This window comes from uncultured Streptococcus sp. (assembly GCF_963456385.1).
Classification (GTDB): domain Bacteria; phylum Bacillota; class Bacilli; order Lactobacillales; family Streptococcaceae; genus Streptococcus.
Window position 1 is genome coordinate 18,118 of record NZ_CAUOLF010000004.1, and the last position, 21,404, is coordinate 39,521.

Annotated in this window: 19 protein-coding genes; all 19 read left to right on the plus strand. The window is 43.7% G+C overall.

The genetic code is table 11. The features are described 5' to 3' along the window. The first annotated feature begins 357 nt into the window (after positions 1-357). The 19 genes from rpoB to RP262_RS02500 all read left to right on the plus strand — a co-directional run bounded on the left by rpoB (position 358) and on the right by RP262_RS02500 (position 21,370). Positions 358-3,924, plus strand: a complete 3,567-nt coding sequence (rpoB, locus tag RP262_RS02410) for a DNA-directed RNA polymerase subunit beta (protein ID WP_311154176.1) — start codon at positions 358-360, stop codon at positions 3,922-3,924. A gap of 40 nt (positions 3,925-3,964) precedes the next feature. Next, entirely contained in the window at positions 3,965-7,612 is a 3,648-nt protein-coding gene (gene rpoC, locus RP262_RS02415; RefSeq protein WP_311154177.1) for a DNA-directed RNA polymerase subunit beta', read from the plus strand. A 762-nt stretch (positions 7,613-8,374) separates the two neighbouring features. Beyond that, the gene (wecB, locus tag RP262_RS02420) at positions 8,375-9,532 is read left to right on the plus strand and encodes a non-hydrolyzing UDP-N-acetylglucosamine 2-epimerase (protein WP_002911057.1); all 1,158 of its coding nucleotides are present in this window, start codon (positions 8,375-8,377) and stop codon (positions 9,530-9,532) included. Next, positions 9,525-10,313 carry a hypothetical protein gene (locus tag RP262_RS02425; protein ID WP_002896779.1) on the plus strand — a complete coding sequence of 263 codons (789 nt, stop codon included), beginning with the start codon at positions 9,525-9,527 and terminating at the stop codon, positions 10,311-10,313. The genes wecB and RP262_RS02425 overlap by 8 nt, the downstream gene beginning before the upstream one ends. An 11-nt stretch (positions 10,314-10,324) precedes the next feature. Next, on the plus strand, positions 10,325-10,468 hold the full coding sequence (locus RP262_RS02430) for a hypothetical protein (protein ID WP_002928913.1): 144 nt from the start codon (positions 10,325-10,327) through the stop codon (positions 10,466-10,468). Beyond that, on the plus strand, positions 10,461-11,771 hold the full coding sequence (locus RP262_RS02435) for a glycosyltransferase (protein WP_004189100.1): 1,311 nt from the start codon (positions 10,461-10,463) through the stop codon (positions 11,769-11,771). The genes RP262_RS02430 and RP262_RS02435 overlap by 8 nt, the downstream gene beginning before the upstream one ends. 8 nt (positions 11,772-11,779) lie before the next feature. Next, the gene (locus RP262_RS02440) at positions 11,780-12,886 is read left to right on the plus strand and encodes a glycosyl hydrolase family 8 (RefSeq protein ID WP_311154178.1); all 1,107 of its coding nucleotides are present in this window, start codon (positions 11,780-11,782) and stop codon (positions 12,884-12,886) included. 377 nt (positions 12,887-13,263) lie between these two features. Then, on the plus strand, positions 13,264-13,644 hold the full coding sequence (locus tag RP262_RS02445) for a DUF1033 family protein (protein WP_311154179.1): 381 nt from the start codon (positions 13,264-13,266) through the stop codon (positions 13,642-13,644). Between the two features lie 130 nt (positions 13,645-13,774). Beyond that, positions 13,775-14,716, plus strand: a complete 942-nt coding sequence (gene comGA / locus RP262_RS02450; protein WP_311154180.1) for a competence type IV pilus ATPase ComGA — start codon at positions 13,775-13,777, stop codon at positions 14,714-14,716. After that, positions 14,646-15,680, plus strand: coding sequence for a competence type IV pilus assembly protein ComGB (comGB, locus tag RP262_RS02455; protein WP_311154256.1), 1,035 nt, complete (start codon positions 14,646-14,648; stop codon positions 15,678-15,680). Before comGA ends, comGB begins: the two co-directional genes overlap by 71 nt. Continuing rightward, positions 15,680-15,997, plus strand: a complete 318-nt coding sequence (gene comGC / locus RP262_RS02460; RefSeq protein WP_002896769.1) for a competence type IV pilus major pilin ComGC — start codon at positions 15,680-15,682, stop codon at positions 15,995-15,997. The genes comGB and comGC overlap by 1 nt, the downstream gene beginning before the upstream one ends. Further along, on the plus strand, positions 15,957-16,391 hold the full coding sequence (gene comGD, locus RP262_RS02465) for a competence type IV pilus minor pilin ComGD (RefSeq protein WP_311154181.1): 435 nt from the start codon (positions 15,957-15,959) through the stop codon (positions 16,389-16,391). Before comGC ends, comGD begins: the two co-directional genes overlap by 41 nt. After that, positions 16,357-16,650, plus strand: coding sequence for a competence type IV pilus minor pilin ComGE (comGE, locus tag RP262_RS02470; RefSeq protein WP_002911065.1), 294 nt, complete (start codon positions 16,357-16,359; stop codon positions 16,648-16,650). Before comGD ends, comGE begins: the two co-directional genes overlap by 35 nt. Next, entirely contained in the window at positions 16,634-17,071 is a 438-nt protein-coding gene (gene comGF, locus RP262_RS02475) for a competence type IV pilus minor pilin ComGF (protein ID WP_311154182.1), read from the plus strand. Before comGE ends, comGF begins: the two co-directional genes overlap by 17 nt. Continuing rightward, the gene (gene comGG, locus RP262_RS02480) at positions 17,052-17,444 is read left to right on the plus strand and encodes a competence type IV pilus minor pilin ComGG (RefSeq protein ID WP_311154183.1); all 393 of its coding nucleotides are present in this window, start codon (positions 17,052-17,054) and stop codon (positions 17,442-17,444) included. Before comGF ends, comGG begins: the two co-directional genes overlap by 20 nt. Positions 17,445-17,525: 81 nt before the next feature. Beyond that, the gene (locus RP262_RS02485) at positions 17,526-18,491 is read left to right on the plus strand and encodes a class I SAM-dependent methyltransferase (protein ID WP_311154184.1); all 966 of its coding nucleotides are present in this window, start codon (positions 17,526-17,528) and stop codon (positions 18,489-18,491) included. Between the two features lie 36 nt (positions 18,492-18,527). After that, complete coding sequence (locus RP262_RS02490) at positions 18,528-19,721, plus strand: acetate kinase (protein WP_311154185.1); 1,194 nt, start codon at positions 18,528-18,530, stop codon at positions 19,719-19,721. Between the two features lie 143 nt (positions 19,722-19,864). Further along, positions 19,865-20,614 carry a type II CAAX endopeptidase family protein gene (locus RP262_RS02495; protein ID WP_311154186.1) on the plus strand — a complete coding sequence of 250 codons (750 nt, stop codon included), beginning with the start codon at positions 19,865-19,867 and terminating at the stop codon, positions 20,612-20,614. A gap of 117 nt (positions 20,615-20,731) precedes the next feature. Then, the gene (locus tag RP262_RS02500) at positions 20,732-21,370 is read left to right on the plus strand and encodes a CAAX protease family protein (RefSeq protein ID WP_311154187.1); all 639 of its coding nucleotides are present in this window, start codon (positions 20,732-20,734) and stop codon (positions 21,368-21,370) included. Positions 21,371-21,404 lie beyond the last annotated feature (34 nt).

Consider the following 21,404-nt stretch of genomic DNA (forward strand, 5'->3'; position numbering starts at 1 on the left):
TGAAATCCTTGCAATTTCTAGCTAAATAAGGTATAATGATAGCAATAATTTGTCGTGTGCTTTATTTGAAATATTGTCCAAATAGAAGCTTACAGCAGTTAAATCAAACTTGAATAAGTCAGATTTAGCTGCTCTTTTTGTGCCTATTTTTAGGAAAAACGGATTATGTAACTGTAATTTAATTTTTCTGAAAATTATACAAAAGGGACTGATTGTGGCTGTTTTGCAGCATTGTAAATGACAGAGGATTTTCCTCTGAAAACATTTCACAGAACTCGCCCTCAGAGCGTTGAGAAAAAGATACGTCTTTTCTCGCTTTATCAAGGGCTTAGTATCTTATCATAAAGGAGTAAAAACTTGGCAGGACATGACGTTCAATACGGGAAACATCGTACCCGTCGTAGTTTTTCAAGAATTAAGGAAGTTCTTGATTTACCAAATTTGATTGAAATTCAAACGGATTCGTTCCAAGATTTCTTGGATCATGGTCTGAAGGAAGTCTTTGAAGATGTACTTCCTATTTCAAACTTTACCGACACCATGGAATTGGAATTTGTTGGCTATGAAATCCGTGAGCCTAAATATACGCTGGAAGAAGCACGTATCCACGATGCCAGCTACTCAGCGCCAATCTTTGTAACCTTCCGTCTGATTAACAAGGAAACTGGTGAAATCAAGACTCAGGAAGTCTTCTTTGGCGATTTCCCAATCATGACTGAAATGGGAACCTTCATCATCAATGGTGGTGAGCGGATTATCGTATCCCAGTTGGTGCGTTCTCCAGGGGTTTACTTTAACGATAAAGTTGACAAAAATGGAAAAGTTGGCTACGGTTCAACGGTTATTCCTAACCGCGGAGCTTGGTTAGAGTTGGAAACAGACTCAAAAGACATTGCCTACACTCGTATTGACCGGACGCGGAAGATTCCATTTACCACTCTGGTGCGTGCGCTTGGTTTCTCAGGAGATGATGAGATCTTGGACATCTTTGGTGACAGCGACTTGGTGCGCAATACCATCGAAAAAGATATCCACAAGAACCCAATGGACTCCCGTACAGATGAAGCTCTGAAAGAAATCTATGAGCGTCTTCGTCCAGGAGAGCCTAAGACGGCTGAAAGTTCTCGTTCCCTTCTTGAAGCGCGTTTCTTTGATCCGCATCGTTATGACTTGGCAGCAGTTGGTCGTTACAAGATTAATAAGAAACTCAGCGTCAAGACACGCTTGCTGAACCAAACCATTGCAGAGCCATTGGTAGATGCTGAAACAGGAGAAATCTTGGTTGAAGCTGGTACAGTTATGACCCGCAGTGTCATTGACAGCATTGCAGAGCAGTTGGACAATGGTTTGAACAAAATCACTTATATTCCAAACGATTCAGCTGTTTTGACAGACCCTGTAGAATTGCAGAAGTTCAAGGTAGTGGCTCCGACTGATCCAGACCGCGTTGTGACCATTATTGGTAATGCAAATCCGTCTGACAAGGTACGGATTGTGACACCAGCTGACATCTTGGCTGAGATGAGCTACTTCCTCAACTTGGCTGAAGGCATTGGTCGCGTGGACGATATTGACCACTTGGGGAACCGTCGTATTCGTGCTGTTGGTGAGCTTTTGGCTAACCAAGTCCGTCTTGGACTTTCTCGGATGGAGCGTAATGTTCGTGAACGGATGTCTGTTCAGGATAACGAAGTACTAACTCCACAGCAAATCATCAATATCCGTCCAGTGACTGCAGCCATTAAAGAATTCTTTGGTTCTTCACAGTTGTCACAGTTCATGGACCAACACAATCCGCTGTCTGAGCTTTCTCACAAGCGCCGTCTGTCTGCCTTAGGACCTGGTGGTTTGACACGTGACCGCGCTGGCTATGAAGTGCGGGACGTGCACTATACTCACTACGGTCGTATGTGTCCGATTGAAACGCCTGAAGGACCAAACATTGGTTTGATCAATAACTTGTCTTCTTATGGACACCTTAATAAATATGGCTTTATCCAAACGCCTTACCGTAAGGTAGACCGTGAAGCTGGCGTAGTAACCAACGAAATCGTTTGGCTGACCGCTGATGAAGAAGATGAATTTATCGTAGCGCAGGCTAACTCTAAGCTGAATGAAAAAGGTGGCTTTGCAGAGCCTATCGTTATGGGACGCCACCAAGGTAATAACCAAGAATTCCCATCAGACCAAGTAGACTACATGGATGTATCGCCTAAGCAGGTAGTTGCCGTAGCGACAGCATGTATTCCTTTCTTGGAAAATGACGACTCCAACCGTGCTCTCATGGGTGCCAACATGCAGCGTCAGGCTGTGCCTTTGATTGATCCAAAAGCACCTTACGTTGGTACTGGTATGGAATACCAAGCTGCCCACGACTCTGGTGCAGCAGTTATCGCCCAGCATGATGGTAAGGTGACCTATGCGGATGCAGACAAGGTTGAAGTCCGCCGCGAAGATGGTTCTCTCGATGTTTACCAAATTCAAAAATTCCGCCGTTCTAACTCGGGAACTGCTTACAACCAACGTACCTTGGTGAAAGTTGGCGATGTCGTTGAAAAAGGCGACTTTATCGCTGACGGACCTTCCATGGAAAATGGAGAAATGGCCCTGGGACAAAACCCAATCGTTGCCTACATGACATGGGAAGGTTACAACTTCGAGGATGCGGTTATCATGAGTGAGCGTCTGGTGAAAGACGATGTCTACACCTCTGTTCACTTGGAAGAATACGAATCAGAAACTCGCGACACCAAGCTTGGCCCAGAAGAAATTACCCGCGAAATTCCAAACGTAGGGGAAGATGCCCTACGCAATCTGGACGAAATGGGGATTATCCGCATTGGGGCGGAAGTCAAGGAAGGCGACATCTTAGTAGGTAAAGTTACCCCTAAGGGTGAAAAAGACCTTTCTGCTGAGGAACGTCTCTTGCACGCTATCTTCGGAGACAAGTCTCGTGAAGTTCGTGACACTTCTCTTCGTGTACCTCACGGTGCCGATGGAGTGGTTCGTGACGTGAAGATCTTTACCCGTGCTAATGGTGATGAGCTGCAATCTGGCGTTAATATGCTGGTTCGTGTTTACATCGCTCAAAAACGTAAGATTAAGGTCGGAGATAAGATGGCCGGTCGTCACGGAAACAAGGGGGTTGTATCCCGTATCGTTCCTGTGGAAGACATGCCTTACTTGCCAGATGGAACACCAGTTGATATCATGCTAAACCCACTCGGGGTACCATCTCGTATGAACATTGGTCAGGTTATGGAGCTTCACCTTGGTATGGCAGCACGTAACTTGGGCATCCATATTGCAACACCAGTCTTTGATGGAGCAAGCTCAGAAGACCTCTGGGATACAGTACGCGAAGCTGGTATGGACAGCGATGCCAAGACTATTCTCTACGACGGACGTACCGGTGAGCCGTTTGACAACCGTGTATCTGTCGGTGTCATGTACATGATCAAGCTCCACCACATGGTAGATGACAAACTCCACGCCCGCTCAGTAGGACCTTATTCAATGGTTACCCAACAGCCGCTCGGAGGTAAAGCTCAGTTTGGTGGACAACGTTTTGGTGAGATGGAAGTTTGGGCCTTGGAAGCTTACGGTGCTTCTAACGTTCTGCAAGAAATCTTGACTTACAAGTCAGATGATGTCAACGGACGTTTGAAGGCTTATGAAGCTATTACCAAAGGAAAACCAATTCCAAAACCAGGTGTGCCAGAATCCTTCCGCGTTCTTGTCAAAGAATTGCAATCTCTTGGTCTGGACATGCGTGTTCTCGATGAAGATGACAATGAAGTAGAACTGCGTGACCTAGACGAAGGTGAAGATGATGATGTGATTCACGTTGACGATCTTGAAAAAGCGCGTGAAAAAGCAGCTCAAGAAGCGAAAGCAGCTTTTGAAGCTGAAGGAAAAGAATAAGAATACACACTGATTAGAAAATGAAGAAAGGTAAGAAATAGTGGTTGATGTAAATCGTTTTAAAAGTATGCAAATCACCCTAGCTTCTCCAAATAAGGTCCGTTCATGGTCTTATGGGGAAGTGAAGAAACCTGAAACAATCAATTACCGAACCCTGAAACCAGAACGCGAAGGTCTTTTTGACGAAGTGATCTTCGGTCCAACAAAGGACTGGGAATGTGCCTGTGGTAAGTACAAACGGATTCGTTACAAAGGAATCGTCTGTGACCGCTGTGGTGTTGAAGTAACCCGCGCCAAGGTTCGTCGTGAGCGTATGGGCCACATTGAATTGAAGGCACCTGTTTCACATATTTGGTACTTTAAAGGAATTCCAAGCCGCATGGGTCTCACTTTGGATATGAGCCCACGTGCCCTGGAAGAAGTTATTTATTTTGCGGCTTATGTGGTGATTGATCCTAAGGATACACCGCTAGAGCACAAGTCCATCATGACGGAACGTGAGTACCGTGAACGTTTACGCGAGTACGGTGCTGGCTCATTTGTAGCCAAAATGGGAGCAGAAGCTATTCAAGACCTCTTGAAACAAGTGGACTTGGAATCTGAGATTGCTGTCCTCAAAGAAGAGTTGAAAACTGCTTCAGGTCAAAAACGGATCAAAGCTGTCCGTCGCTTGGATGTTTTGGACGCCTTCTACAAGTCTGGCAATAAGCCAGAATGGATGGTTCTTAATATTCTGCCGGTTATTCCGCCAGATTTGCGTCCGATGGTTCAGCTGGACGGTGGTCGTTTTGCGGCTTCTGACCTTAATGATCTCTACCGCCGTGTTATCAACCGGAACAACCGTTTGGCTCGTTTGTTGGAACTCAATGCCCCTGGTATCATCGTTCAAAATGAGAAGCGTATGCTTCAAGAAGCGGTTGATGCTTTGATTGATAACGGTCGCCGCGGCCGTCCGATTACTGGACCAGGTAGCCGTCCGCTTAAGTCTCTGAGCCATATGCTCAAAGGGAAACAAGGACGTTTCCGTCAAAACTTGCTGGGTAAACGGGTTGACTTCTCAGGTCGTTCCGTTATCGCCGTTGGTCCTACATTGAAAATGTATCAATGTGGTGTGCCGCGTGAAATGGCGATTGAACTCTTCAAGCCGTTTGTGATGCGGGAAATCGTTGCTCGCGATATCGTGCAAAACGTGAAAGCTGCTAAACGCTTGGTAGAGCGTGGAGATGAGCGCATCTGGGATATTCTGGAAGAAGTGATTAAGGAACACCCAGTGCTTCTTAACCGCGCACCGACCCTTCACCGTTTGGGAATTCAGGCTTTCGAGCCAGTTCTGATTGATGGTAAAGCTCTTCGTTTGCATCCGCTGGTCTGTGAAGCCTACAATGCTGACTTTGACGGTGACCAGATGGCTATCCACGTACCGTTGTCAGAGGAAGCGCAAGCTGAAGCTCGTATCCTCATGCTGGCTGCTGAGCACATCTTGAATCCGAAAGATGGTAAACCAGTTGTAACACCTTCTCAGGATATGGTCTTGGGTAACTACTACCTGACCATGGAAGAGGCTGGCCGCGAAGGCGAAGGCATGATTTTCAAGGATATGGATGAAGCAGTTATGGCTCTCCGCAACGGCTATGTTCACTTGCATACTCGTGTTGGTATTGCAACAGACAGTCTCAATAAGCCTTGGACAGAAGACCAGAAGCATAAGATTTTGATCACAACTGTTGGTAAAATTCTCTTTAACGCGATTATGCCTGAGGAATTGCCTTATCTGCAAGAGCCGACTAACGCTAACTTGACAGAAGGTGTGCCAGCTAAGTATTTCTTGGAGTCAGGACAAGACATCAAGGAAGTCATTGAACAGCTTGAGATCAATGTTCCGTTTAAGAAGAAAAATCTTGGGAATATCATCGCAGAAATCTTCAAACGCTTCCGTACGACAGAAACATCTGCTCTTCTTGACCGCTTGAAGAACTTGGGTTATCACCATTCTACTTTGGCTGGTCTGACAGTGGGTATCGCTGATATCCCAGTTGTCGAAGACAAGGCTGAGATTATTGAAGAATCCCACAAGCGTGTTGAACAAATTACTAAACAATTCCGTCGTGGTATGATTACTGATGACGAACGCTATAATGCAGTTACTGCTGAGTGGCGGGCAGCTCGTGAGAAATTGGAAAAACGTCTGGTTGCCAACCAGGATCCGAAGAACCCTATCGTTATGATGATGGACTCTGGAGCTCGGGGTAACATCTCTAACTTCTCCCAGTTGGCCGGTATGCGTGGTCTGATGGCTGCGCCAAATGGACGTATCATGGAATTGCCAATCTTGTCTAACTTCCGTGAAGGTCTGTCCGTTCTGGAAATGTTCTTCTCAACCCACGGTGCTCGTAAGGGTATGACCGATACGGCCCTTAAGACAGCCGACTCGGGTTACTTGACACGTCGTTTGGTTGACGTTGCTCAAGATGTGATTATCCGTGAAGACGACTGTGGTACAGACCGCGGCTTGCTCATAACTTCTATCACAGAAGGTAAGGAAATGATCGAGTCTCTGGAAGAGCGTCTCAATGGTCGTTACACTAAGAAGACGGTTAAACATCCAGAAACTGGTGCTGTCATTATTGGTCCAAATGAATTGATCACAGAAGACAAGGCGCGCGAGATTGTTAATGCTGGTGTTGACGAAGTGACGATTCGCTCAGTCTTTACATGTAACACCCGCCACGGTGTCTGCCGTCATTGTTACGGTATCAACTTGGCAACGGGTGATGCGGTTGAAGTTGGTGAAGCAGTCGGAACCATCGCTGCCCAGTCTATCGGGGAGCCTGGTACACAGCTGACCATGCGTACCTTCCACACGGGTGGTGTTGCCTCTAATACCGATATCACGCAAGGTCTTCCTCGTGTCCAAGAAATTTTTGAAGCCCGCAATCCGAAAGGGGAAGCGGTCATTACTGAAGTCAAGGGTGAAGTTACTGCCATCGAAGAAGATGCATCTACTCGTACCAAGAAGGTCTTTGTTAAAGGCCAAACTGGCGAAGGTGAATACGTAGTGCCATTTACAGCCCGCATGAAGGTAGAAGTGGGAGATCAAGTCTCTCGCGGTGCTACCTTGACCGAAGGTTCTATCCAACCTAAGCACTTGCTGGCTGTCCGCGATGTCTTGTCTGTTGAAACTTACCTGCTTGCTGAAGTACAAAAAGTTTACCGCAGCCAAGGGGTAGAAATTGGCGACAAACACATCGAAGTAATGGTTCGTCAGATGATTCGCAAGGTGCGCGTTATGGATCCAGGAGATACAGATCTTCTCATGGGAACTCTCATGGATATTACAGACTTCACAGATGCTAACCGTGATGTGGTTATCTCAGGTGGTGTACCTGCGACAGCCCGTCCAGTCCTCATGGGAATCACCAAAGCTTCCCTTGAGACAAATAGCTTCCTGTCTGCAGCTTCCTTCCAGGAAACAACTCGTGTCCTGACAGATGCTGCTATCCGTGGTAAGAAAGACCATCTGCTCGGACTCAAGGAAAATGTTATCATCGGTAAGATTATCCCAGCTGGTACTGGTATGGCCCGCTACCGCAATTTGGAACCTCAGGCTGTCAATGAAGTTGAAATTATCAACGAAGTGACAGAACTGCCAGATGGATTTGAAACTGAAGAAAATATTGTTCTTAAATAAAGAACTTTCCCTCCCGAAAATCGGGAGGGATTTTTTGTTGCAGCCGATAATTTCTTGCTCGCAACTAAATATTATCCTATAATATACTTAGAAAGTTGTTTTTAAGTTCTCCTTTATGGATCAACGACTATAGAAGAAATATTCAAGATTTCCTGTTTCAGTTTTTCTATGATGCGAGATGCCATATTTATTTTTAATCACGGAGGTAGCTGGTTTTTTGTAGTATGATAGCGCTAGGTTATACTATTTTAAAAATCCTAAAATAGTAGGAGGGGCAGGTTTGACATTTTAAAAAAGAGGAGGTTGGTTTTAATGGTGGTGGTCGAAGATTGTGGAGAACAGTAGCTGGCGTTTATCTAGCTAGCTCATTCATGAAGGGAGGATTTTGAAATATAAAGAGTAGAAAACAATTAGATTACAAATAGAATAATATTTTATTACAATGAATAAAGATTAAAAAATATAGGTAAAAAACACAAAATTCTGCATAAATCAGGGCTTTAAGCCTATAAGTTCTTTCCTTTTTATTTATTTTTTTGAGAAAACCAAAAAATTTCAGCAATTTTAAGTTACGATTAAGTTAAGAAAATTAAAATAATCTTAAATAAGTTACCAACATGTAAATTACTATTAAGAAAGTATAAAATAATAGTTCATGCTTTGATTATTGAAACGCTTGATGGTAAAATAACTAAGGTTGCTTAAAACAAACATTTTTTAGTAAAAAGTTAATATAACAATGTTGATTTTTGGTGAGGAAAAATGAAGAAAATTAAGGTAATGGTTGTTTTTGGAACTCGTCCAGAAGCAATTAAGATGGCTCCACTGGTTATTGAACTGAAGAAGCAGGCAGACTTGTTTGAGACAACAACAGTTGTGACTGCTCAGCATCGTCAGATGCTGGATCAGGTACTTGAAACTTTTAAGATTAAGCCTGATTATGATTTGGATATTATGGGGAAGAATCAAACCCTGACAGATATTACTGTCAAGATCCTGCATAAGCTGGATGATATCTTAAAGGAAAACAAGCCAGATATTATGTTGGTGCACGGTGATACGACAACAACTTTTGCGGCTAGTCTTGCAGCGTTTTATAATCAAGTTCGTATCGGCCACGTGGAAGCTGGCTTGCGGACTTGGAATAAATACTCTCCTTTCCCAGAAGAGATGAATCGTCAGATGACTGACTCTTTGACGGACTTGTATTTTGCGCCAACGGATCAGAGTAAGGCTAACTTGCTCAAGGAAAACCATCCGGCAGAAACAGTTTTTGTGACAGGAAATACAGCTATTGACGCTCTCAAGCTGACCGTCCAGGCTGATTATCAGCATGAGGTGCTTGATCGTATTGATCCAGCTCGCAAGATGATTTTGGTGACCATGCATCGCCGGGAAAATCAAGGCGAGCCGATGAGAAGGGTCTTTCGAACTCTACGACAGATTGTAGATGCCCATGATGATGTGGAAATTGTCTATCCTGTTCACCTGAGCCCAGCGGTTCAGGAAGCGGCTAGAGAAATTCTGAGTGACAATGAGAAAATTCATCTGATTGAGCCTTTGGATGTGTTGGATTTCCATAATATCGCAGCTAAAAGCTACTTTATCATGTCAGACTCAGGCGGAGTACAAGAGGAAGCACCTTCCTTAGGTAAACCTGTACTGGTACTTCGTGATACAACAGAGAGACCAGAAGGAGTTGAAGCCGGCACCTTGAAGCTGGTCGGTACAGAAACTCAAGCAGTAGCAGAGGCAATGGAAGCCCTGCTGACAGATGAGTCACTCTATCAGGAAATGGCCCAAGCCAGCAATCCGTATGGTGACGGTAAGGCTTCTGAGCGGATTGCTCAAGCTATTGCCCACTATTTTAAGCAGACGGCTAGGCCGGAAGAATTTAAGACAGGAGTAAAAAATGTTTAGGAAAAAAGGACTAGAAAAATCATTAGCCGTCTTTGTACTGGCAATTGGACTAATTCTTTTCTACAGTTGGAATTTTGCAGCTAACATATTTTATATCGGAATCGCGCTGATTTTATTAGGTATTTTTAGTGTCTTTGTCCTATCTGATCTCTTGGTGACATGGGCTATGATTCTGGGTGTGGTTATCGCAACTCTGATCTTGCTCTTTGATGTAACCTATCTACCGGACAATCAAGTTCTCTTCTTGCTTTATGTCTTCCCTGTCAGTGCTTGGCTGACCAGCCGAGTGAATTTCTATCTCCATCAGCGCTTGGGATTAGTGCAGGATGACAGTGAAGATGCTGCTGAGGCCTATGAAGAAATGGTTCAGAAAGTAAATCAGAAACAAGCTCCAGCTTTTCAGGCTTTGCTGGTCCATTGGGCACACAATCATCATTTTTATCAAATTCACTCTCGGGAGTACAAGCGGATGCTCAAGAGAATTTTACGACTGCTTAACTGGGACTTCCAGAATGTAGAAACAGTTTACTATGTATCCAATGGTAACTTTCTCGTTCTGGTAGAAGATCTGGATCAGGAAGTCAAGGAATATTTCCAAGAGAAAGTGCGTGACGATTTAACGATGATGCACTTTGAGAATAAGAAAACTGACCAAAAAATTCAGTTTCAGTCCGGCAGTTTAAAATTGAACGCTCAAAACATTGACAAATTCCATAATTTCGATGACGCTTTGAGCAATCTGGAGCGTCAGCTTGAAACCGACATTATCGTAGAATACTAGGAGGTAAACTCATGTCTTTAACTGAAGTATTTTTTATCGTATCTATGGTGCTAAGTATCTTTTTTGCTATTAGTTTTTTTGTCCTCTTCATCTATTATCTGGTTATTTACAATCGGGTTAATAAAAATTTTAGGGCGGTGACTCGTCATGATTAGTCAGCTTATTATGATTATCACCCTGTTCTCCATCTGGATGTCTCTGGCTTGGGCCTTGGTTATCCTATGCTCTTCCGTGCATTTCTGGATGAAGCGCAGTGACTTCAATGTGGATACCAGTCCATTGGAACATTATCCTATGGTTACAGTCGTTGTCCCAGCCCACAATGAAGATGTGGTTATCGCTCAGACAACTAAGGCCATTCTGGATTTGGACTATCCTCATGATCGAGTGGAAGTTCTGCTCTTTGCGGACAACTGCTCGGACGATACCTATCAGGAAATGCTGAAAGTACAGGCTATGCCTGAGTATGCTGGACGCAATGTTATAATTACAGACCGTACTGGTACGGGAGGTAAGGCAGGGGTGTTGAATGATGCCCTGAAGATGGCCAAGGGTGAATATATCTGTGTCTATGATGCGGATGCCATGCCAGAAAAGAATGCCCTCTACTTCCTAGTCAAGAAAGTTTTGGAAGATCCAGAACGCCACGTTGCTTCCTTTGGACGCAATAAGACCCGTAATGCCAACCAGAACTTCCTGACCCGTTGTATCAACCAAGAAATCGTTGTAACTCAGCGTGTTTACCACGTAGGTATGTGGCATCTCTTCAAGATTGGACGGATTCCAGGTACAAACTTCTTGATTAACACTGAGTTTGTTAAGAGTATTGGTGGTTGGAAAAACGGTGCCTTGACAGAGGATACAGAAATTTCCTTTAAGATTATGCAGAGCGGCAAACTGATTGCTTTGGCTTATAACTCAGAGGCTTTCCAGCAAGAACCAGAAACCCTCAAGTCCTACTACTTGCAGCGTAAGCGCTGGGCTAAGGGAAATTATGAGGTGGTTATTGACAACTTCAAGCATCTTTTTAGCGGCGGTAACTGGCGTGTGAAACTGGAAGTGTTTAATTATTCTTGTATCTTCTTCTGGTTCAATTTGGCGATTGTCTTATCTGACTTGGTTTTCTTTGCCAATGTAGCGGCGATGATTACCCAGCTCTTTATACCGGATGTGCGGATTCCTTTCGCTTTTGATGCTCAGAATATCTATATCGTCCAGCTGATGCTCTTTAACTGGCTTCTGATGATTTTGCTTTATCTTTTGCAGATCAATATCGCCCTGGCTTCTCAGTTTGGACAGGCGACCACCAAACAGATTTGGCTGGCCCTTGTGTCCTATTTGACTTACTCTCAGCTCTTTATCGTTGTCTCTTTAGATGCAGTAGGATCTGTTATCTTGGACAAGATTTTGAAGCGGAAAGAAACCAAGTGGGTTAAAACAAAACGATTTGCAGGTTAGGAGAAAGTGTGAAAAGAACAAGATTAAGATTTATTTGGTTTGTGATAATTCTGGCTGTCTTGGCTAGTATCCTCTTGTACACCCGCATGGGCAGTACTCCTAATATTAAAAAGAAAATATACAGCCAATGGTCTAAAGAATATGTCGTAACCAAGGACAAATTGTCTTATATCAGGACGACAAACAGTAAGACTGAAGACGTTGTGCTGTCTGAGGCACAGGGTTATGGCATGGTGATTGCTGTGGATGCAGCTAAGCAAGGCAATGCCAGTTCGGCTGATTTTGAAAAGCTCTACCAATATTATCTAGCTCATCGTCTGAAAGATACCCAGCTTATGTCTTGGAAACAGACGATTAAGGACGGGAAGAGCAATCATGAAGACGAAAACAATGCTACAGATGGCGATCTCTACATTGCCTATGCATTGATTCAGGCGGCTAAACAGTGGCCGGACAAGGCTAAAGAATACCAAGCTCAGGCTCAGGCTATTCTGAAAGATGTCTTGGCTTATAACTATAATGAAAGCAATGGCGTTTTGACGGTTGGGAACTGGGCAAATGCAGAATCGAAATTTTATAATCTCATGCGGACTTCTGATACATTGCCGCAGCAGTTCCAAGCTTTCTATGAGTTGACCAAAGATAAGCAGTGGCTGACAATCCGGGATAAGATGCTCAGCAAACTTGAAGCAATCAGCGCTGATAACAAGACTGGTTTGATACCAGACTTTATCTGGGTTGACGGTGACAAAGTTCGCGCTGCTGATGCTGATACGGTTGAATCTGCAAATGATGGCTATTATTCTTATAATGCCTGCCGACTTCCTTACAATTTGGCTCAAAGCAAGGATGAAAAAAGTCAAAAAATGCTGAAGAAGATGTTGAACTTCTTCCTCAATCAAGAAAAGATCTATGCGGGCTACACTCTGAAAGGGAAAGCTCTCAATAGTAATCAGGCTGGTAGTTTTACCGCTCCAGTATTCTATGCGGCTAATAACAACATTGAATTCCGCAAATTAGTGCAGCAGAATAAATATCTCTTCATGCAAGGCTTACCGTCAGATAATTACTATGACGCAGCTGTGACTACAATGATTGCTTTAGAAACTTTATAATGCAGAAACAAGCAAGATGAAAATTTTGCTTAAGATCATGCAGACAATAGGGTGGGACAGAATAATGTTTGTCTCATCCTTTTTTGAATAAAAGGATTGAGATTTATTTCGCAAAGCGTTACAAAAGAAAGCCTGTATTTATGCAAAATCAGGACTTATCCAGTTTCTAGATATTGAGAAACCTGTCGTATGTGTAAATGGTCCGACACTATTTGTTCGCATGGATAAGAGCACCATCCATGATGTTACTCTTCATATTATGAAGAGCGATGTGCTTGTCTTCGTTCCAATAATGTTCTTGCTCTCTGATTCTGAGCAAAATAGTTTTGTTCGTCAAAGAATTCATATATAATATACGGTACAAAGAGAGGACGAGTATGTATTGTGTAATTGAGATGTACGGGGACTATGAACCGTGGTGGTTTCTGGATGGCTGGGAAGAGGATATCGTTGCAAAGAAGCAGTTCGATGATTATTATGAAGCCCTTAAATATTATAAAAGCCGTTGGCTGCAAATGGAGGAGCAGTCACCTTTGTATAAGAGCCGCAGTGATTTAATGACAATTTTTTGGGATCCGGAGGATCAGCGCTGGTGCGAGGAGTGCGATGAGAATGTTCAGCAGTACCACTCGCTGTTTTTGCTGGAGAATGACTGCAAGATTCCTAAGAGCAAGTACCGGCCAGGCTATACTAAGCAGAACGGTCTTGAAAAGCACCGAGCTTGCTCAGTTAAACTAAAAACCGCTAAGCCTCTTTAAATCGACAGAATATATTTTGCAAATCAGATAATAGAGCAGCAGAAGAGACCTAACTTGTTAGAAGTTAAGTTTCTTCCGCTGTTTTTTTCTTTTTCTGGATTTTTTGCGAATAGTAAGGTGAGGAGGATGTATGGTTCAAGAAATTGCAAAAGAAATGATTAGGCAGGCTCGGCAAGAAGGGGCGCAGGATATTTACCTCATTCCTAAGACTACTTGCTATGAGCTTTATATGAGAATCGGTGATGAACGCCGCTTTATAAAGACTTATGATTTTGAGCTTCTGTCAGCTGTTATCAGCCACTTTAAGTTTGTCGCAGGTATGAATGTTGGAGAAAAGCGCCGCAGTCAACTGGGGTCTTGCGATTATGACTGTGAGGAAGCCAAGGTTTCAATCCGACTGTCGACAGTTGGGGATTACCGTGGTTTTGAAAGTCTGGTTATCAGGCTCCTGCATGATGAAGACAGGGAGATGCGCTTTTGGTTTGAGCAATTGCCGGAGCTGCGCAAGAAAATTCAGGCTCGCGGCCTCTATCTATTCTCAGGCCCAGTCGGCAGCGGCAAGACGACCTTGATGTACCATTTGGCTCAGCTTAAATTTTCTGGTCAGCAGGTTATGTCGATTGAAGATCCGGTTGAGATTAAGCAAGAGGCTATGCTGCAGCTGCAGCTTAATGAAACCATTGGCATGACTTATGATAGTCTGATTAAGCTGTCTCTGCGACATCGGCCGGATCTATTGATTATCGGGGAAATCCGTGATCGAGAGACAGCTAGAGCAGTGGTTCGGGCAAGTTTGACCGGAGCTACGGTCTTTTCAACGATTCATGCCAAGAGTGTTCGCGGTGTCTATGAGCGGCTTTTGGAATTGGGCGTTAGCGAGGATGAGCTAAGAATGGTACTTCAAGGTGTTTGTTACCAGCGTTTAATTGGGGGAGGAGGTGTCGTTGATTTTGTCAGTCAAAATTATCAAGAGCACGAAGCCGCAGTCTGGAATCAGCAGATTGATCAGCTTTTTGCAGAAGGACATATCAGTGCTGAGCAAAGGCAGACCGAAAAAATTATCTACGCCTAAGCAGAAAAAGATTATCGAGCTCTTTCATAATCTCTTCAGCAGCGGTTTTCACTTGGCAGAGATTGTAGACTTTCTGAGACGAAGTGCCTTGCTGGAGGAAGTGTATGTCGCAGAAATGCGGTCTGGCTTGTCAGCTGGTCAGTCCTTTTCAGAGATTGTCAGTCGACTGGGATTTTCCGACAACGTTGTAACCCAGCTGTCCTTATCTGAGCTGCATGGCAATCTGACTCTAAGTCTGGGCAAAATTGAGGCCTATCTGGAAAATCTATCCAAGGTTAAGAAAAAATTGATAGAGGTAGGAACCTATCCTCTCATGCTGCTGGGCTTTTTGGTCCTTATCATGCTGGGATTGCGCAACTATCTTCTGCCTCAATTGGACAGCCAGAATCTAGCTACTCAGCTTATTAATCACCTGCCTCAAATCTTTTTGTGGAGCAGTCTTGCTTTAACTGCCTTGGTTTCAGTGGCTCTCTTTTACTATCGAAAGTCATCAAAGATTCGTTTTTTTAGCAAACTAGCAGCTCTGCCTTTTATTGGTCGTTTGGTACAGGCTTACTTGACAGCTTATTATGCTCGTGAATGGGGAAATATGATTGGCCAGGGCTTGGAGTTGAGTCAGATTTTTGCGATTATGCAGGATCAACCGTCCCAACTCTTTCAGGAAATCGGAGCAGACATGGCTGCTGCTTTGCAAGCTGGTCAAGGCTATGCGGACAAGGTGGCGAGCTATCCTTTCTTTAAAAAGGAATTGTCCCTGATGATTGAGTACGGCGAGGTCAAGTCCAAGCTGGGGAGTGAACTGGAAGTCTATGCTGAAAAGACTTGGGAGGAATTTTTTCTACGTATCAACCGGGCCATGAATTTCATTCAGCCCCTAGTATTTATTTTTGTTGCCTTAGTGATTGTTTTACTTTATGCGGCAATGCTCTTGCCCATTTATCAGAATATGGAGGTTCATTTGTAATGAAAAAACTTAATACCTTAAAAGTTCAAGCATTCACCCTTGTGGAAATGCTGATTGTCTTGCTGGTTATCAGCGTACTCTTGCTGCTCTTTGTGCCTAATCTGACCAAGCAAAAAGATGCTGTTTCAGATACAGGAACTGCAGCGGTGGTCAAGGTAGTAGAAAGCCAGGCGGAGCTGTATGAACTGAAGAATACCAATGAAAAGGCTAGTCTGAGCAAGCTAGTCAGCGCAGGAAATATCAGCCAGAAACAGGCAGATTCTTATAAGGCTTACTATGGAAAACACAGTGGCGAAACTCAAGCGGTTGCCAATTAAGGCTTTTACACTGCTGGAAAGTCTCCTCGTTCTTTTTGTCGTTAGTTTTCTACTACTAGGCTTATCTGGCTCGGTCAGGGCTGGCTTCAATCAGGTTCAAGAGCAACTCTTCTTTTTAGAGTTTGAGAGGCTCTATCAGGAGACGCAGAGCCTGAGCTTGGCTGGGCATGAGAAGCTTTCTCTCAAGATTTCAGGACGGCAGATTTCTAATGGCTATCAAGAACTGGATTTTCCGCAAACTTTGCAGAATCATGAGCAGCAGGTCATTCTGTTTGACCGGGCTGGTGGGAATTCATCACTCAGCAAGATTATTTTTCAGACGGAGGACAGGACAGTTGTTTACCAGCTTTATATGGGCAATGGCAAGTTTAAAAAGACGACAGCTTCAAGCTAGCATTCTGCTGGAAGCTCTGGTGGCCATGGCAGTTTTTGCGGCTATTGCCAGTCTGCTTCTGGGACAGATTAGCCGGTCTCGTAAAGAGCAGCAGATCCTTCTGCAGCAGGAAGAGGTGCTTCGGGTAGCTCGTATGGCCCTGCAAACAGGACAAGAAGAGCTTCATATCAATGGAATTGCTGTGCGTCAGCTTAAGACAGATAAGCAGCTGCTGGTCTATCACGAAGGGGAGGTAGTTATACGTGTCCAAAAACCTTAAAGTCAAGGCCTTTACTCTCTTGGAGACCTTGGTAGCCTTGCTGGTTCTCAGTGGCGGGGTGTTAGTCTTTCAGGCCATGACCCAGCTCATATCTTCAGAACTGCATCAGCAGGAGAACAATCAGCAGCAAGAGTGGCTTTTGTTTGCCGACCAACTGGAGACAGAGCTTTCGCGAAGTCAATTTGATAAGGTTGAAGATAATAAAATCTACATCAGACAGGATGGCAGGGACTTGGCCTTGGGTAAATCCAAGGGAGATGATTTCCGTAAAACAGATAAGAGCGGTCGCGGCTACCAGCCGATGATTTATGGTTTAGAAGCAGCTGACGTCCGTCAGGAAGGTAAGCTTGTCCATCTTCATTTTCGCTTTGAAAAAGGCTTAGAGAGGGAGTTCATCTATCGTGTGGAAGAAGAAAGTTGATGCTGGTATTTTACTGTATGCGCTGCTGATGGCCGCTGTCTTTAGCCTGCTCCTGCAGTTTTATCTCAACCGTCAAGTCAGCAGTCAGCGTTTGCAGCTTTTCAACAGGGAAAGGACGGAAGCCTATGCAATGGCAGTTCTTACAAAAGCTGGGTCCAAGGAGGATAGCGGTGAGATGGAGTTTGAGCATGGCAAGGCGGTCTATCGTAAGAAAGGGAAGGAACTGGAAATCAGCAGTCAGCTCAGCAGCGGGCATTCCTATTCCTTTACTTTTACCATTTCTAAGAAGGGTGAGGATAAAGTAAAAGAAGACAAGAAAGCAACTGCCAAAAATGAGAAAGCGATTTCGGACGAAGCTGGTAAGTCGGACTAATATAACTGTAAAATCTTTGTAATTTTATATATCTTGGAAAGGTTCCTTATTTTTGGTATGATAGGATGAACGGAGGATTCCATGAATTTTGAAAAGATAGAACAAGCTTATACTCTGATTCTCGAAAACGTCCAGAATATCCAAAACGCTCTGGCGACCAATTTTTACGATGCTCTGATTGAGCAGAACGGTATTTACCTAGATGGGGATACGGACTTACAAGAAGTTCTGACCAACGATGAAAAAATCCGCGCTCTGCATTTGACCAAGGAAGAGTGGCGGAGAGCCTATCAGTTTATCCTGATGAAGGCTGCCCAGACGGAGCCCATGCAGGTCAATCATCAGTTCACTCCTGATACAATTGGTTTTCTGATTACTTTCTTATTGGACCAGCTAGCTCACGGAGAGGAAGCTGATGTATTAGAAATCGGCAGTGGGACTGGGAATTTGGCTGAGACTATTCTCAACCATACTCAAAAGAAGATAGACTATCTGGGTCTGGAACTAGATGATTTATTAATCGACCTTTCTGCCAGCATTGCAGAGGTTATGAACTCTAAGGCTCACTTTGCTCAGGGGGATGCAGTTCGGCCTCAGGTTCTGAAAGAGAGTGATATCATTATCAGTGATTTACCGGTCGGTTATTATCCAGACGACAGTATTGCCTCTCGCTATGAAGTGGCTAGTCCGGATGAGCACACTTATGCCCACCATCTTCTAATGGAGCAGTCACTCAAATATCTGAAACCGGGAGGTTATGCCATATTTCTGGCACCCAATGACCTCTTGACCAGCGCTCAAGCTCCTCTGCTGAAAAAATGGCTCCTAGCCAAGGCTCAGTTTATCGCGATGATAACTTTGCCAGAGTCTATTTTCTCAAGCAGCAAGCATGGCAAAACCCTTTTTGTCTTGAGGAAACAGGAAGCGAATAACATTCAGCCTTTTATCTACCCTCTGCGGGATTTGCAGGATCATGATGAAATGTTTAAATTCCGCCAAAGTTTTCAAAACTGGTACAAAGATAGTGAAATTCAAACAAAATTTTGATATAATGATTTTGAAAACGCTTAAAGAGGTGAAGAAATGTCGAAAACAATTTCCATTAATGCAGGAAGCTCAAGCTTAAAATGGCAACTCTATTTGATGCCAGAAGAAAAAGTCTTGGCTAAGGGCTTGCTGGAACGGATTGGTCTCAAGGATTCTATTTCAACAGTGAAGTTTGATGGTCGGTCAGAGAAGCAGGTTCTTGATATTGAAGATCACACGCAGGCCGTAAAAATTTTGCTGGATGATTTGAAACGCTTTAATATCATTGAATCTTATGATGAGATTACCGGTGTGGGCCACCGTGTTGTGGCTGGTGGTGAATACTTTAAGGATTCAGCTCTCGTTGATGAAGAAGTGATTCAAAAGGTAGAAGAGTTGTCTCTTCTAGCTCCATTGCATAATCCAGCCAATGCTGCAGGCATCCGTGCGTTTAGAGAAATTCTGCCAGACATCACCAGCGTGGTAGTCTTTGACACCTCTTTCCATACAACTATGCCGGAAAAAGCATATCGCTATCCGATTCCGACTAAATATTACACTGAAAACAAGGTTCGCAAGTACGGGGCTCACGGGACCAGCCATGAGTATGTAGCCAAGGAAGCTGCTAAAATTTTGGGTCGTCCGATTGAAGAACTCAAGCTTATCACTTGCCATATCGGTAATGGAGCTTCCATCACAGCAGTTGACAAGGGCGTTTCTGTGGATACCTCTATGGGATTCACACCACTTGGCGGTGTCATGATGGGAACTCGTACAGGGGATATTGACCCAGCTATCATTCCTTACCTGATGCAATACACAGATGACTTTAATACTCCGGAAGATATTAGCCGCGTCTTGAACCGTGAGTCAGGCCTGCTGGGAGTTTCTGAGAAGTCTAGTGATATGCGCGATATTCATGAAGCGATGCGGGCAGGTGATGCCAAGGCTCAATTAGCTAACGACATTTTTGTAGACCGGATTCAGAAATACATTGGTCAGTATCTTGCTGTCTTGAATGGAGCTGATGCTATCATCTTTACCGCAGGAATCGGTGAAAATTCTGTGACCATTCGTGAATTGGTTATTAATGGTATTTCTTGGTTTGGCTGTGACGTAGACCCAGAAAAGAATGTGCGTGGTGCAGAAGGTGTGATTTCTAGTCCTAATGCCAAGGTCAAAGTCTTGGTTATCCCGACTGACGAAGAATTGGTCATCGCGCGTGATGTCGAACGATTCAAAAATCAATAAATTAAGAAAATCCAAAAGCTCAGTTTGACTGGGCTTTTTGTATGCTTTAAGAAAAAAATTTCTTGGTCTTTGGCTTTGGAAAAACTGAGCGATTCGTTCTCATTGTCACTATCAGCACTTATTCTCAATACTTGATATACAAAATGCTTGCAGTTAAGAATTGTCTATACAAAATAAGAAAATTGAGCTATACTAGGAAGGAAAAGGAGGAAGATATGAAAGCAATTCTAAAAAAATTAGAGTACATTCTACTGACTCTGTTTGTCTTATTTCTCAGCCAGATACCATTTATATTTATCCGACAGATGACTGCTTCTGAGAAGAATTTTTCAGCTGGACAGACTATCTTTGTGCTGGTGGTATATCTTTTGATTGTCTTTTTTGTTCTGAGAATGGCTAAGCAAGAAGAACTGCTGAGCTTAGACTTTAGCTTTTTCAAATGGTCTTCGTTTGGCTGGTTAGCTGTTTCTAATGTTGTCATGATTGGCGTCAACATGCTGGGAGCAATTATCATGCTGCTGGAAGGTCAGGCCATTTCTACTGCTAATCAGGATGCCTTGAATGCTTTATTTCAGCATGTACCCAAGATTTTATTAGTGGTAGGAGCTGTGATTCAGGCCCCTATCTTGGAGGAAGTAGTCTTTCGCGGCTTGATTCCTCAGAAGATTTTTACCAAGCATTGTGTTTGGGGATTGGTTGTAGGAGTCATTCTTTTCGGTCTTTTCCATGGTCCGACCAACATCGGCAGTTTTGTTATATATGCAGGTATGGGTGCTGTTTTAGCTGCGGTTGCTTACATATTTAAGCGTTTGGAAATGTCTATTTTGGCACACATGCTGAGAAATGGAGTTGCAGTACTCATCATGATACTGACAGGTTTGGTGAACAAGTAAGAAAGCAGAGAATATCTGCTTTTTTTGTCATTTGAGGCACAAATTAGGACATTTGAGGGGATTTCTCCCAGCTTGCTCTTACTTCTTCTATAATGATAAGAGAAGAATGGAGAGAATATGCTGAAATTAGAGAAAATCATTCAATTGTTATTGCTGGCTATGTTGACTCAGACGGGACTGCTGCTCATGATCCATCCAATGCCTCATCGCTTGGTCTTTAGTCAGGCTAATCTGCTTTTTATGGTGGGCTTGCTGGGGTTGCTTTTTTGTTGTGCCTTTTATTTTTCCAGAGAACTGCAGGAAATCAAAGGTTCTCTGCGTCAGTCAAGCAACTATCGACACTTGCTTTTCTTGTATTTTTTGATGATTTTGGTCAATGCTGCGGGAGTTCTTCTGCTGTGTGGTAAGGAGGCGCAGTCAGGTCAGGCGGTAGAGCAGATGCTGACGGAGAGTTTTCTGTCATCTTCTCTTTTGCTTCTGGGGATTGATATTTCCGTTTTATCCCCTACAGCACCGAAATTTGTTGACAGTGACTTCTCTCTTCGCTATCGGAAGAGCTGGGGGATTGCACTAGGTTTTCTCTGCTTTTCCCTTGCGAAAAATCCTCAGGAAACTCTGTGTTTTCTCTCCTATCTAGTTTTGGGACTAGTCTTTGCCCATCTCCTCAGGCCTTATTTTCAGCGTTTGGAGCTGTCTGTGCTGGCCCATATTCTCCGAAATATGATTATTCTCAGCCTTTTGCCCTTTTGCTTTTAGAAAGTGTTTTGTCAAATAGAAGAATTATGGTAAA

Bases quoted from the DNA above. Each gene is read 5' to 3' on its own strand.
- RP262_RS02485 (WP_311154184.1), top strand. From the start codon at position 17,526: ATGAATTTTGAAAAGATAGAACAAGCTTATACTCTGATTCTCGAAAAC.
- RP262_RS02500 (WP_311154187.1), top strand. From the start codon at position 20,732: ATGCTGAAATTAGAGAAAATCATTCAATTGTTATTGCTGGCTATGTTG.
- RP262_RS02495 (WP_311154186.1), top strand. From the start codon at position 19,865: ATGCTTGCAGTTAAGAATTGTCTATACAAAATAAGAAAATTGAGCTAT.
- RP262_RS02430 (WP_002928913.1), top strand. From the start codon at position 10,325: ATGTCTTTAACTGAAGTATTTTTTATCGTATCTATGGTGCTAAGTATC.
- comGC (WP_002896769.1), top strand. From the start codon at position 15,680: ATGAAAAAACTTAATACCTTAAAAGTTCAAGCATTCACCCTTGTGGAA.
- RP262_RS02425 (WP_002896779.1), top strand. From the start codon at position 9,525: ATGTTTAGGAAAAAAGGACTAGAAAAATCATTAGCCGTCTTTGTACTG.
- RP262_RS02435 (WP_004189100.1), top strand. From the start codon at position 10,461: ATGATTAGTCAGCTTATTATGATTATCACCCTGTTCTCCATCTGGATG.
- comGD (WP_311154181.1), top strand. From the start codon at position 15,957: ATGGAAAACACAGTGGCGAAACTCAAGCGGTTGCCAATTAAGGCTTTT.
- comGA (WP_311154180.1), top strand. From the start codon at position 13,775: ATGGTTCAAGAAATTGCAAAAGAAATGATTAGGCAGGCTCGGCAAGAA.
- comGE (WP_002911065.1), top strand. From the start codon at position 16,357: ATGGCAAGTTTAAAAAGACGACAGCTTCAAGCTAGCATTCTGCTGGAA.
- wecB (WP_002911057.1), top strand. From the start codon at position 8,375: ATGAAGAAAATTAAGGTAATGGTTGTTTTTGGAACTCGTCCAGAAGCA.
- RP262_RS02490 (WP_311154185.1), top strand. From the start codon at position 18,528: ATGTCGAAAACAATTTCCATTAATGCAGGAAGCTCAAGCTTAAAATGG.
- RP262_RS02445 (WP_311154179.1), top strand. From the start codon at position 13,264: ATGTATTGTGTAATTGAGATGTACGGGGACTATGAACCGTGGTGGTTT.